Source organism: Chryseobacterium sp. 2P (assembly GCF_059579425.1).
The window spans coordinates 2,689,489-2,703,495 of sequence record NZ_CM184194.1 but is presented as its reverse complement, the minus strand read 5'-3'; the positions used below and the strand labels follow the sequence as shown (position 1 = coordinate 2,703,495).

Here is a 14,007-nt window from a genome sequence, read left to right as displayed (position 1 = left end):
ATATGAAATAATGAAATGACTTTATATATTAATAAATGTAAACATTTCTTATATCAAAACCAAATGTAAAAAAATTATTCAGAGTATATTTACGGCTTTCCGTAAACAAAAAAAATCCCAACTCTAGTCAGGATTTATTAGCAAGTTTGATATATTTCTTCATATCAAAATCAAAGAGTTCTTGAATCGTAACATTAAGTTCTTTACATATAATAAGCAAAGTATCATAGCGCGGATTTGTATTGCCTCGCTCTAATTCTCCGATTGTCTTTTTCGCATGACCAGTCCTTAAACCCAGCTCTTCCTGTGAAATAGGTTTATTGGTTTCGGGATTTATAATTTTCTTTCTTAATTCAGAAATTCTGTACCCGAGTGCTTTTTTACAGCTAGTAAGATCAATTTCATTCATTAGCTGTAAAATTCTATGTTTGAAGTTAAAATTTAGGATACTTATAAGTATCCTTTTTTGATTTTTTATTTATATTTGTAAAATCAAATTTGCAACACGTAAAGGGAAAAGAGCAACCCAAAAAACAATAAAAACACAAAACCTTCTTCGTATGAAAAAGAACAGCATAGACTTTGAATCCCGTTTTTGGTGCGGTCGTAAGAAACATTCCGCGCTTTCGCTGATGGAAGTATTTTTCCAGTTTCATGATTTGGTAACCGCCAAAAAACATCTAAATCTCATCATTCAATACGCCGCACAGCGCAAAACACGAATTCCTGAAGATGCTTCTGTTATCTTTTATTTTCACCAGTCGCTCCGGTCGTTTATTCGGGCAGGATATTCCCTTAGAAACAAGCGCGGAAAATGGCTGGTTCCCGAACTTTCGGAACATAAAAACCCGATGTTGCAGGGATCGCTTTCGGAAAAAGAATACTGCGATCCGGCAAAAGTTTTCCGGAAAGCCTTTAAAAGATACCGTCTTGAGAAATTCGAGGAGTTTCTGTCGGAAGTCGTGTATTTCTCGCTCGGAACTTTCAACAATGTACCGGAGCGCAATATCGTAGATCCGTATTTGCACCTCATCAAAATGCTGGATGCAGCATGGCTGATTCTGGAACGGGAAAATAACAAAAAGAACTTTCCGTATGAGCAGCAGCAGACCGCTGAACTTCAGCTGCAGTAATACAGCCCATTACAATCAATAGGAAAATAATACACTGTTTTACTTATTGTATAGCCTAAGAATTTCCACAAGTTCGGGGATGGATCGTATTTTCAGCTTATCAAACAATCTGTTTTTGTAAGTACTGATGGTGGATGAATGAAGATTCAGCTGGTTAGAAATTTCTTTAAGGGGAATGCCTTCTGCAAGCTTATTGGCAATTTGCAGTTCTCGGTCGGACAGCATTTCAAAGGAAGAGTTTTTTGGTGAGCCGCTTAAGGTTTCAAAAAAGATCTCTTCTTTTATATTATCACTTACATACCTGCCTTTACTCAGCATTGCCGATAAAGCAGTCTCAATTTCTTCGGTGGAGCTTTGTTTGCTCAGATATCCGCCGGCGCCCATCTTTAGATAACGCATCCCGTACAGCACTTCGTCCTGTGAAGAAAATATTAGAATCTTAAGTGAAGGCTGATGAATTTTTATGTAATCTATTGCTTCCTGAACTGTACCATTAGGCATATTAACATCCATAATTGCCAGATCCAGTTCTTCTTTCTGGATCGTTTTGTACATAGATTTATAATCTTCTACTTCTAAAATTACGGCATCGGACCTGAATCTTTTGATCGTCTGGATCAGTCCCATTCTTACTATACCGTGATCGTCTGCAACAATAATACGAACGTTAATTTTTGAACTCATCATTTTATAAATTTACAAAAAAAAGGGTGACTGTAGTTCCTTTATTTTCAGCAGAAATGATTTTGATATTTCCCTGCAGCAAGGATATAAAATTTTTAACAATTTTCAAACTTAATCCAACTCCTTTCTCGCCTGCAGTCCCCAGAAATATGGGATTATCATAGGTATAAATTGCAGATAAATACTTTTCATTCATTCCTGTTCCGAAATCTGTTACCGAAAGTAAAACCTGATCGTCTTCTGTACTTGCCTGTAAATAAATATCCTGTTCCGGCAGGGAATATTTTACCGCATTGTTGAAAATTTTATCTAAAACATATTTCAGCAGCAGCACATCGCTTGTAATAAACGCGCTGTGATCTCCTTTAAAATGAAAACTGATTTTTTTCTCTTTTAATCTGGCAGCGTATTTTTCTTCTAAATAGTGATAAAGATCTGTTACTGCGATCTTAACGGGATTAATCTTAAAATCTCCGTATTGTGTTTTTAGCCAGGTGGTGCTGTCCTGTATGGTTTGCAGATTCTTCTGGGTGTCGTTTTTTATCTGCGGCAGCAGCTTAAAAAAATCTGCCTCGCTTATGGTCTGCTGTTCCAGCGATTTTATAAGCCAGAGAAAATTTCCAAACAGTTCTTTTGAATCATGAGATAATATGGAGATCAGTCCGTTCTTGAAATTGAGTTCATTTTCCAGTCTCTGGATTTTTAATTGCAGTTCGTTGACAAGGTCATTCATAAATTCAATATCAAATATTTTAAAAGCTGTTTGAATTATTTGTTGTAAAAAGGCATAAAAATATTCTATTATATAAGCATAAAAATATATAGTTCAGTCCATTCTGCCAATATTTGGCAAGTTATAAAAAATATCATAATTAGTAAAAAGAAAATTCAAAAGGATTTGATTTAAATCATAAATTAAATGTCCTGCTTCATAAAAAACGTCTAAATTTTACGCAAAATCCCTTTCCATAAGGATTTTCTTCCTGATGAACTATGGATTGGATTAACGGAAAGTGGTAAAAATGTAAAGTGAAAAATATCAACAGATTATTGATATCAGGCATCTGAATGATGCAGAATAGAACGCTGCACGCCGAATAGGCATCCATTTGTTTCAAAAATTATGAAGGGAAAATCGGAAAAGCAGTGTAATCCGGCAGATATAATGATATGCTGAGCCGGCAATTGATGACTGCTGTTAAAAGTGCTCTAACGTGAAGCGTTATTTCAGAAAGTATTCTTAAATCGCCGTAAAGCTGTAATAAATATTGATAGAGTAGGTGGTGTTTTCTTTACCTACCAGACTTTGCGCACGAGCGGGAGGTATCGTGTATGTTACATTCAGTCCCCGATCCAAAACAGGTGTACCGTTTAAGAGGATTTTTTGGGGAGTTTTGGATAATGGAACCGTTACAGGACTTCCGTTTATACCTATTTGCAGGATGTTGGAATTGATGTCGGTCTGCAGACCTGCTTTCTTGAAATAATTTTCGTCTGATTTTACATACAGCTCAAAACTTTCGTTATTAGACAGTATAATTTGGTTGGGAATCGTTTGTGACTGTCCGTTGGTATAATGCTCTGCTGTATTAAAATTAAAATTTACATTTCGTCCGGAACTCGGGATGGTGATCTCCGATAAAGGAAGAACCTTTAACTGAACGGCTGTATTTTGTAAATTGTTAATGGAGTTGTCTGTACTTTTGGCATTGAAGTTCAAATCAAATGTGTAAGTTCCGGCTTCAAAAAAAAGGTTTTTAAAATCGTCTGCAGACACATAAAGCTGCGGAATGAAGCTGTTTCTGTTTCCTGCGGCAACAGTAAAGTTAGCAGCAGAAAAATTCTGAAAATCTGCCGATAAGGCTTTGGTTGTAAGGGCGGGTCCGTTGCTTCCCAATTTAACGGCTGCAATATTTCGGGTTCCCGGAACTCCTTTGGAAGAAGTAAACTGAATATTTGTGGCAGCAGCTTTCGCCCAAAAATTAAAATCGACCGTATTCGCGATTTCCGTATTTCCCAAATCCCATACCTTCGTGTTTGTGGTACGGTAGTCATTTAAAGAAGATACTTCAACATATTTTGTTAAAGATGAGGTGAGCCATCTGATGGTTTGCGGAATAACTAAAATTGTTTTAAAATTAATCGGTGTAAAATCATTATAATTCTGAGTGATATCCATGGAATAATTCCCTGCCCGAAACGCATTGGCGGTAAACTGGGCAGCCGGTATTTTAAATGTAAAATTGATGTTCCCCCGATTGAATCCTCCTCCGAAGAATATGGATGAAGGCGGTTCATACCATTTTACAGGGCTTGTACTGAACGACTGAAAACCGGGCAAAGATCCTGAATATCCGGCAGAAGGAAGCTGTCCTCCCATACTTTCCAACTGCCAGAGAAGAGTGGAGCCTGGTAAAGTAGATGAGGAAGAAGAGTGGGTGAAAGCTGCTCCGGAAACAGAAGTAAATGTAGGAGCTATTGGAAGTAATCCCAAAAAGGCATAATCCCAGTTTGTTCTGTTGGCGTTCGTCATTACCCTTGTAGGAACTGAGGTAAATTCAACCCTGTTTAAAATATTATTCTCAGGAATCGACAGATACACGTCCTGAGCTTTTATGGCTGTAAATCCGCAGCATACGGTAAAAATTCCTGTTAAAAAAGCTCTCATCGTTTTCATACCTTCTAAATTTAAAACTTTTTCACCTTAATGGTGGTGTCTTTCTTCTTATATTCAAAAACTACAGTTTGTGAATACCCTTCTTTTGTCACCTGAATAGTCTGGGTAGGCAGAGTATAGGTGTATTTGTCATTTTCAATATAGAGGTCGTATTTTCCGTCTTTCAGGAAGAATTCAAACTCATTTTTTTGGTTAACTACAGCAGTATGAATTTCTCCGTCTTCACCTTTTGCATAAACCACAATTCCGGTTACATCTGTTTCCAGAACATCATAGGCCTGTTTAATTTCTTTTAATTTTCCGCTTACCCTGATGTTTTTTACCAGACCAACTTTGCGGTTGATGTTGTTGTCTACCATAATTACAGGATCCATCATTAATCTTGCACCTGCATTTTCATTCACTTTCAGGGTATAAATGCCTTCAGGAACATTCTGGAAAATTACTTTTCCGTTCTTATCCGTAATCGCTACATAATTGTTCAGTTTCACAATTTCACCGGCAAGTACAGATTCTCCGGCTTCCAGAAGTCCATTGAAATTTTTATCTTCAAATAACTGGAACGTCACTTTATGATTTCCGGCTGCTGTAGCTGCGGCAAAATATTTTTTAATTCCTATTCTGAACTGATAGTAATTGCCGGAGCTTCCATAAGCAGCCGTAGATTTATAACCGGAAAAATTAAAATAACCTGTGCTGGACCACGAAGGCGAGATCTTATATTCCAGATTACCGCTTACATTGCTGTTCAGGTTTCTGTAAAGCTCCGAATAGGAAGTTCCGGCAGAAAAAGATCCCGACAAATTGTTATTCATCATCTGGAAATTATACGAAGCATAAAAATTGTAGTTCGCAAAATTACGGTCTGCATTGTAATAAGAATTTAAATCAAAAACACTCGTTGCGCTCCATTGGGCGGTTCCGTTAAGGGAAAAAGATTTATATCTGTAGGACAGAGTTGTTTTCAGACTGTTGAACCAATCGTCCTTATTGTTGTCTTTTGAATAAGAATATTCCGCTGTTAAATTCAATCCGTGAGAACCAAATGTAGCATTGATGTTGGTTTCAAGCCGGTAAGAAAAAAGCTCCTGCGATGTATAAAAATTTGCTGTTTTTTGCCTTTCAACCTTTGGAGCCAGTAGAAAATTCCATTTTTTTAAAGAAAACTGGTAACCTGATCCCAAAACTTCTGTACTGTTGAAATAATAACGCACATTAGAAGTATTTCCGGGCTGGATCGGCGCACTCTGGAAACTCAGGAACTCCGGGTTTACCTGCGAATTCTGATATTGTATGAAAGCACGCTGAGAATCTGAAAACTGACGGCTGATTCGCTGATTTGTGATAAAAGAACCTCTTTTAATCCCCGCATAACTTTTGGAAGCAAAGGAATTAATAGATTGTACATCCCATTTTCCTATTTTTCCTTCGTAATTGGCTGCTATTAAAGCTCCTGTGTTCTCATCTTTGTTAGAAAGTCCTTTTTCGTGGCTAAGACCGGCTTCTGTACGGATGACATGTTTATCATTAATCAAAAATGATGTTGTCGCGTTTGTTACCTGTGTATCTACATTAAAGCGCGGATCGTGGTCGAATATATAAGATACTTTTCCGGTGAAAGATTTACCGTTTCCAAAACCATATTTTGCGCCCGCTATCTTAGATCCTTCTGTTTGTTTGAAATAAGTACCATACAGATTATAATTATTTTCCAGTGCTAGAACTTCAAGCTGATTATTTTCTCCAAATCTGGTTGAAACTTTTCCGCCTCTTCCGAAAACAGGGTAATCGTAATCGTTGCCGTTAACATTTCCCACCCGTAATACGGTGTTTTTTCTCTCCAGTTCCAGCCAAGTATCATACAGATTATAGCGGCCGTCTTCAAGATAGTAGTCTGCTCCCATATTGAAGCGCGATTTTAAATTCTCAGTGATCCTGAATGCGGTGTTTCCTCTCAACTGAAGATAATTGAATCCTGAACTGTTTTCATTATAGCTGAGTTCGGCAAAATTACTTCCGTTCACGGCTTCATTTCCGCGGGCAATTTGTCTGTTGTGCGATAAAATCACCAGATAGAGCGTGTTGCTTCCCACAATTTTATTATCAAGCAGATCTGTGGCGATTGCATTAATATTAAATTCCGGATAAATCGTATTCTGTTGTCTGACTCTGATTTTGATTTCAATGGTTTGTTTCTCTAATCCTTCCAGAGTTACGATTTGCTGTTTGGGCATCATTTCCAGACCATCCGGAATGGATTGTAAATCGATCTTTACGGTTCGCTTACTGTAACCCTGATTTTCCGCAATCAGCAGAATTGACGATTCGGGCAAAGCCGGATTAATAAAATTTTCGTAGCTGGCTGTGTAGATTGCGATGTTTTTGTTCTCTTCTTTTTTAACAAAAAATGAGGCACTTTCAGTTTTGGTAACCGCCGGAGTGGCGTAAGAAATATTGAATCTGATCTCATTGGATCTCATTTTCATAAAATCCAGATTGGCGATCAGTTTCACAGGAAGATTTTTAGACTGTCCTGCGCTTAAGGTAAATTCGTTTTTGGGATAGAAAAGCAATCCCGGATATGTTTCCTCAGGTGTAATATTCTGAATGGTAATTGCTTCAGAACTTTTATTCTCGATCACTAAGAAATCAGTAAAAGTTGAACCCTTCTCAACAGCTATACTGTCAGTCTCAAAATGGATCTGAATATCCTTCTTTTCCTGAGCAAATGCCAAAGAAAAGTGCAGAAGAACCAATAAAAAAGATAAGAGGGTTCTTCTTAGGATTAATTGTGATATTCCATTTTGTGATTTCAAGACTTACTATTTAAAATTAAAGTTTTTTTCGCCTACGCGTAAATCGTTAGATTCTGCCATTTTGATAATTGCTACACCAAGAAAGTTTCCTGAAATGTTTTCAGGTAAAGAAAACTGAACAGTCTGATTGGTATCCGGAAGCATAGAGATGGAAATTGGAGTCAATTTTATTTCCTTACCACTGTCTTTGTCGGTTAGTTCAAACTCAACGGTGGCATCATTGATGGTATTTCCGTCATTATGGATGTTTACTGCGACTTTTCTTTTCGCTCCATTTTCACTATTCACCTCTGAGATGTTGGTAATATCCAGACTTTTTACATGATTCCCCGGTGGAGTGTAAAAGATGTGAAGCCCCACTTCAAATAAAGTAATGATACCAATACCATTCTGAATACGTGTTTTATCTGCCTGCTGAGGAAGCTGCGTGAAAAACAACATACTGTTGGTAACATCAGATTTTGATGCGTTTGCAGGAATCTGCATGGTTACTACAATCTCCTTTGTACTTCTTGCAGGAACGGTTACTGTGTTTTCCAGAGTTGAAATCCAGGATGCATTGGACGTTTTTGAACTGCCCGGATCAAGATAAACCTTATTTCCGTCTTCTTCTCTAACCCAGTCTTTATAGTTTAGATTAAAAACATAATCTTTCTCCGAGCTGTTTTGAAGTGTGACTGTTCTTGTCACTTTTTCTCCCAGATTACCGGTGAAAAACAATCGTGTAGGAGACATAGAGATGCTTTGTGCCAGAATTGAAGAAGATCCTGTGATTATCAAGAAAATGAAAAGATAGATAAACTTGTTCATGGTGAAAATTGTTTAAAATAAAGATTCCCAAAACTACTGAAAACGTAACAAAATGCCCCTTACAAACTAAAAAAAATTATTATAAAGCCGTTGCAGTATAAGTTACTGTCTGTGTGTACGTTCCTGCCGGCTTACCTAAGATGTCAGAAGAAGAAGACTTTGCTGCCGGAATGGTATAGTCCAAATTCAGCGTTAATGCGCTTCCAAGCGGAGCGTTTGATACTAATGTCTGATCTGTTGAAGATAAAACAACAGCACTTTTTGTTCCTCCCATAGTTCCGGGAGCTGCAGCTGCTTTAATTGTTAATACATTGACCGGAATTAGGTTGGTTCCATTCACGAAATTCGTACCTCCTGCTTTTACTTTCACATTAAAATTCTTTGTTGAGGTAACTTTTAATGAGTTGGCTTTGTTAACGGTTTGGTCAGAATTGTAGTCTGTTGAAGTAGCGTAGTTGAAGTTAACAGTGTTACCAATTGCAGTACTTCCGGCATCAATAGAGATTACATCGTTCAGAGTAATGTTTACGGTTGTTGTTGCAGTTGTATTCTGAGCCTGAACATTGTTGGTTCCTAATATACTTGCTCCGATTGTTAAGGCTGTGATTGCAATTTGTTTTATCATGATATTTATTTTTAATTTTTATTCTTGTTAATTTGTTCTCTTTTGAACACTACAAATTTATGTCGGCGAAAAAATTTTCTCTGTAATGTAAGCTGGAAGTTGATGTAGTAAAATAACTACAGGATTATTCTTTTCTTGAATAGAAAACCCTCAACACTTAGAAAGGTATTGAGGGCGTATATAAATTTGTGTTTTTATTATAAAGCCGTTGCAGTATAAGTTACAGTCTGTGTGTACGTTCCTGCCGGTTTACCTAAGATATCAGAAGACGACGACTTCGCTGCCGGAATGGTGTAGTCCAAATTCAGTGTTAATGCGCTTCCAAGCGGAGCGTTTGATACTAATGTCTGATCCGTTGCAGATAGAACAACAGCACTTTTTGTTCCTCCCATAGTTCCTGAAGCAGTAGCTGCTTTAATTGTTAACACGCTGACAGGGATTAGGTTGGTTCCATTCATGAAATTAGCACCTCCTGCTTTTACTTTTACATTAAAATTCTTTGTTGAAGTAACTTTTAATGAGTTGGCTTTTGTTACTGTTTGATCTGAATTATAGTCTGATGCGGTAACGTAGTTGAAATCTACAGTGTTCCCGATTGCGGTACTTCCTGCATCGATAGAGATTACATCGCTTAGGGTAATGTTTACGGTTGTTGTTGCAGTTGTGTTCTGAGCCTGAGCATTGTTAGTTCCTAAAATGAATGCTCCGATAGTTAATGCTGCGATTGCAATTTGTTTTGTCATGATATTGTAATATTTAATTTTTATTCTTGTTAATTTGTTCCCTTTTGAACACTACAAATGTATGTCGGCGAAAAAATTTTCTCTGTAATGGAAGCTGGAAGTTGATGTAGTAAAATAACTACAGGATTATTCTTTTTCTTGAATAGAAAACCCTCAACACTTAGAAAGGTATTGAGGGCGTATATAAATTTGTGTTTTTATTATAAAGCTGTTGCAGTATAGGTTACGGTCTGCGTGTAAGTTCCTGCCGGCTTACCTAAGATGTCAGAAGAAGAAGACTTCGCTGCCGGAATGGTATAGTCCAAATTCAGCGTTAATGCGCTTCCAAGCGGAGCATTTGATACTAATGTCTGATCTGTTGAAGATAAAACAACAGCATTTTTTGTTCCTCCCATAGTTCCGGGAGCGGTAGCTGCTTTAATTGTCAATACGCTAACAGGGATTAGGTTGGTTCCATTCACGAAATTCGTACCTCCTGCTTTTACTTTCACATTAAAATTCTTTGTTGAAGTAACCTTCAAAGAGTTGGCTTTGGTAACGGTTTGGTCAGAATTGTAGTCTGTTGAAGTAGCGTAGTTGAAGTTAACGGTATTGCCGATTGCAGTACTTCCTGCATCAATAGAGATTACATCGTTCAGAGTAATGTTTACGGTTGTTGTTGCAGTTGTATTCTGAGCCTGAACATTGTTGGTTCCTAATATACTTGCTCCGATTGTTAAGGCTCCGATTGCAATTTGTTTTATCATGATATTTTAGTATTTAATGATATGCGCCCTTAATACTTTTCTAGGTGTTTAGGGCGCGTATGAATTTCTGTGTTTTTATTATAAAGCCGTTGCAGTATAAGTTACGGTCTGAGTGTACGTTCCCGCCGGTTTACCTAAGATGTCAGAAGACGAAGACTTCGCTGCAGGAATTGTATAGTCCAAATTCAGTGTTAAGGCACTTCCAAGCGGAGCGTTTGATACTAATGTCTGATCTGTTGAAGATAAAACAACAGCACTTTTTGTTCCTCCCATAGTTCCTGAAGCGGTAGCTGCTTTAATTGTTAATACGCTAACAGGGATTAGGTTGGTTCCATTCATAAAATTAGCACCTCCTGCTTTTACTTTTACATTAAAATTCTTTGTTGAAGTCACTTTTAATGAATTGGCTTTTGTTACTGTTTGATCTGAATTATAATCCGCTGCAGTAACATAGTTGAAATCTACAGTGTTTCCAATTGCAGTACTTCCTGCATCAATAGAGATTACATCATTTAGGGTAATGTTTACCGTTGTTGTTGCAGTGGTGTTCTGCGCCTGAGCTTTGTTAGTTCCTAAGATGAATGCTCCGATAGTTAATGCTGCGATTGCAATTTGTTTTGTCATGATATTTATTTTTAATTTTTATTCTTGTTTATTTGTTCCCTTTGAACACTGCAAATTTATGTCGGCGAAAAAATTTTCTTTGTAGTGGAAAACGGAAGTTCATGTAGTAAAATAACTACACGATCAATTATTTGTGTCAAATAGAAAAGCCCTCAATACAAAAAGTGTTGAGGGCTTATTTAAGAAAAACTGACGTTTACTTACAGTGCAGTGGCTGTATAAGTTACCGTTTGTGTATAGGTACCTTTAGGTTTTCCCAGAAGGACATTCGATGCTTTTTGTGCTGAAATAGAATAAGTAATATTTAGAGATTGTTTTGCGCCTGAAGCGGCGTTACTTACCAGCACCTGATCGGCTGTAGATAAGGTGACCTCATTGAGAGTTCCGGATAAACTTCCGCCGGGTATTGCTTTTACCTGTAATACATCTACTGGAATTACGTTGGTGCCGCTTACAAAGTTTGCGCCCTCAGATTTTACTTTTATATCAAAATTTTTAGAGGAAATGATGACTAAGCTATTGGGAACCGTCACATTTTTTGAAGAATTATAATCTGCTGTATTCGCATAGTTAAAATCTACAGCGTTGCCTGAAGCAGCAGTTCCCATATCCATTGAAATAACATCTGCTAAAATAATATTTACTGTTGAACTGGCGTGATCAGAATTTTGCGCCAAAACAAGATTGGTTCCTAAAGCAACTGCTCCCAGAACCAGAGCGGAGATAAAGATTTGTTTTTTCATGATTGGGTGAATTTGAAGGTGTATTAAATAATATTCATTTAAAATGAACTATACTAACAAACTTAATCTACATTAAATTTAAGAACATTATATGAGATAACCAAGATTTTTATGTTAAATATAAATGTCATCAGATTCGCATAATTACTCTTTTGATTAATCTTGTAATTTGCCATCTTGCGTAATAAAACTTTCTCCACTGGCTTTAAGCTCTTTATAAAATTTAAGCTTTAAAATCTTAAGATGCTTCTGTCTTTTTAGATGATTTTTGTAGAGATAATAAGATAACCTGCTTCAGAAAATTACGAATACTTAATATAAAAACATCTTCGATGATCTGTTCGTTAATTAAGCTCATTAAAAAAACAGCGAAACAGGATTGAAACTTTGTTCTGCATCTGAGATTTGCATATAAAAATAACATTTACGAATAAAATGCCAGAAGCCTTTTAAAAAGTAATTGCTTGTCTCGTTGTTGTGAGATATAATGCTCATATTTGCCAAAAAAAACTTTTTATATAAATTTTCTTATTATATTTAGATTTATAATGATTTATGGTTAATAATATGAGTGATTATATGGTTCCTGATAACGAAAAAGAAAGGATGAAAAAGCTGGAACTTTTTGATTTGTTGAACTTATCTAAAGATTCTCAGCTGGACGTTTTTACAGAAACAGCATGTCTTATTTCCGGCTGCCAAAATGCGCTCATTGCCATTATGGAAAGCGAAACCCAAATGATACAAAGCTGTATCGGGATATCTCTGGATAAAGTAGACCGTAAAAATACAGTCTGTCAATATTCTGTTGCTACAGGACAAACGATCGTTATTAACGACACTTTATCAGACGAAAGATCATCTGGCAATCCGCTGATTATTGAAGCGGGTATTCGTTTTTACGCGGGAGTTCCGCTTTTGGATGACGAAGGTTTTGCTTTAGGGACACTCTGCGTTTTCGATTACGAGCCGAAATCATTATCTAAAGAGCAGATTTCTACTCTTAAGAAATTAGGAGAAGCAGTTACCAGACTTTTAATGGCTAAAAGAAAAAATGTTCACGCAGAATATTTTCAGCAGATCTTTACTATTTCGAATAATCCTATTTGTGTACTGGATGATAATCTGATTATCAAAGATATAAATCCGGCTTTTGAAAAGGCATTCCATCTTGAAAACAACAGCAAGCCATATCATCTTGATTTTTTAAAACTTCTGGGAGATCAGAGTGAAGATATTAAGCTGAAAGTCAGAAATTTTCTTCAGAATGGTGAAGAATTGATGATAACCACTTCTACAAAGATGAATGAAAGCCAACAGGTAATCATCGAATGGTATATGAAACGGAATCATAGTCATTCTGAGATTTTTTGCTTCGGAACCAATATTACTCAGCATATTGAGGAGAAACTGCAGCTGGAAAGATCGGAACGCCGTTTCAGAAGCTTTTTTGAAAATGCTATCGGACTGATGAGTATGCATGATATGGAAGGTAATATTCTTGAGGTCAACAGAAAGGGCAGAGAAATTTTGCATTATTCTGAAAATGAAGTTGCCGGATTGAATTTAAAAGATCTTGTCCCCGAAAAAAACTGGAAGCTGCTGGAAGATTATTTACAGAAGATTAATCAGAATAAGGAAGACATTGGAACAATGATCCTGAAAACAAAGGAGGGAAAGGAGCTTGTCTGGATGTATCATAATAGAGTGGAGATCAATAGGGAAGGACAGCCTTATGTATTAAGTACGGCACTTAATATAACGGAAAGGATGATGTTGGAAAGTGACCTTTTGTACACGAAAAAAATACTTGAGCAAACAAGTGCTGTTGCTCAGGTAGGAGGATGGGAAGTGAATCTGAAAAATAATTCTGTATTCTGGTCGCAGACGACAAAAGAAATTCATAGAATAGATCCGGGGCTGCAGCCTGATTTTGAAAGTGCCTTGCAGTTTTATAAAGAAGAAGACCGGTCCAGAATGAGATTTTTATTCGAAAGAGCTGTATCAGAAGGAATAGCCTATGATGAAGAGTTTCAGCTTATACGTAATGATGGCGTTATGATTTGGGTTAGGGTAAAAGGAATTCCGGAATTAGAAGATGGCGTATGTACAAAGATTTTCGGAATTATTCAGGATATCAATGCTTTTAAAAATATATATCTGGAACTGGCAAGAAAAGAAGCAATGCTGCAGTCTTTTGTAACTTACGTACCCACTGCGGTTGCCATGTTTGATAAAGACCTTAATTATATATCTGTAAGCAGCAGCTGGAAGGATGAATTTCATATGAATCATCTTGATCTTATCGGTCAGAACATTTTTACAGTTTCACCCAATGTCCCGAAAGAAAGGAAAGAGATTTATTTTAATGCATTAAGAGGAAAGACCTATAAAAAATGAAAACTT

13 protein-coding genes are annotated in these 14,007 nt (G+C 36.8%); 2 read left to right on the top strand and 11 right to left on the bottom strand.

Annotated features, from left to right (window positions below):
• Positions 1-127 precede the first annotated feature (127 nt).
• Complete coding sequence (locus AC52CF_RS12395) at positions 128-409, bottom strand: helix-turn-helix domain-containing protein (protein WP_496517206.1); 282 nt, start codon at positions 407-409, stop codon at positions 128-130.
• Positions 410-560: 151 nt separating this feature from the next.
• Between AC52CF_RS12395 and AC52CF_RS12390 the strand changes: the two genes are divergently transcribed.
• A complete protein-coding gene (locus AC52CF_RS12390) occupies positions 561-1,133 on the top strand; it encodes a hypothetical protein (RefSeq protein WP_496517205.1) in 573 nt (190 codons plus the stop codon).
• Positions 1,134-1,172: 39 nt separating this feature from the next.
• Here the strand turns inward: AC52CF_RS12390 and AC52CF_RS12385 are convergent, their stop codons facing one another.
• From AC52CF_RS12385 to AC52CF_RS12340, 10 genes are all read right to left on the bottom strand, one after another.
• On the bottom strand, positions 1,173-1,820 hold the full coding sequence (locus tag AC52CF_RS12385; RefSeq protein WP_496517204.1) for a response regulator: 648 nt from the start codon (positions 1,818-1,820) through the stop codon (positions 1,173-1,175).
• A 1-nt stretch (position 1,821) separates the two neighbouring features.
• Positions 1,822-2,550 (bottom strand): sensor histidine kinase, encoded by a 729-nt coding sequence (locus AC52CF_RS12380; RefSeq protein ID WP_336689427.1) that lies wholly within the window; start codon positions 2,548-2,550, stop codon positions 1,822-1,824.
• Between the two features lie 507 nt (positions 2,551-3,057).
• Positions 3,058-4,494: a hypothetical protein gene (locus AC52CF_RS12375; protein ID WP_336689426.1), complete on the bottom strand. Its 1,437-nt coding sequence runs from the start codon at positions 4,492-4,494 to the stop codon at positions 3,058-3,060.
• Between the two features lie 11 nt (positions 4,495-4,505).
• Complete coding sequence (locus AC52CF_RS12370) at positions 4,506-7,310, bottom strand: COG1470 family protein (RefSeq protein ID WP_496517203.1); 2,805 nt, start codon at positions 7,308-7,310, stop codon at positions 4,506-4,508.
• A gap of 6 nt (positions 7,311-7,316) precedes the next feature.
• The gene (locus tag AC52CF_RS12365) at positions 7,317-8,120 is read right to left on the bottom strand and encodes a COG1470 family protein (protein ID WP_496517202.1); all 804 of its coding nucleotides are present in this window, start codon (positions 8,118-8,120) and stop codon (positions 7,317-7,319) included.
• A gap of 79 nt (positions 8,121-8,199) precedes the next feature.
• Positions 8,200-8,745 (bottom strand): peptidoglycan-binding protein LysM, encoded by a 546-nt coding sequence (locus AC52CF_RS12360; protein WP_336689424.1) that lies wholly within the window; start codon positions 8,743-8,745, stop codon positions 8,200-8,202.
• Positions 8,746-8,942: 197 nt separating this feature from the next.
• The gene (locus tag AC52CF_RS12355; protein ID WP_235131010.1) at positions 8,943-9,488 is read right to left on the bottom strand and encodes a peptidoglycan-binding protein LysM; all 546 of its coding nucleotides are present in this window, start codon (positions 9,486-9,488) and stop codon (positions 8,943-8,945) included.
• A 200-nt stretch (positions 9,489-9,688) separates the two neighbouring features.
• Entirely contained in the window at positions 9,689-10,234 is a 546-nt protein-coding gene (locus AC52CF_RS12350; protein WP_214589451.1) for a peptidoglycan-binding protein LysM, read from the bottom strand.
• 78 nt (positions 10,235-10,312) lie between these two features.
• Entirely contained in the window at positions 10,313-10,858 is a 546-nt protein-coding gene (locus AC52CF_RS12345; protein WP_214589452.1) for a peptidoglycan-binding protein LysM, read from the bottom strand.
• Positions 10,859-11,058: 200 nt separating this feature from the next.
• Complete coding sequence (locus tag AC52CF_RS12340; RefSeq protein WP_214589453.1) at positions 11,059-11,601, bottom strand: peptidoglycan-binding protein LysM; 543 nt, start codon at positions 11,599-11,601, stop codon at positions 11,059-11,061.
• Positions 11,602-12,168: 567 nt separating this feature from the next.
• Here AC52CF_RS12340 and AC52CF_RS12335 point away from each other — a divergent pair.
• Positions 12,169-14,001, top strand: coding sequence for a PAS domain S-box protein (locus AC52CF_RS12335; protein WP_496517201.1), 1,833 nt, complete (start codon positions 12,169-12,171; stop codon positions 13,999-14,001).
• The last annotated feature ends 6 nt before the right edge of the window (positions 14,002-14,007 follow it).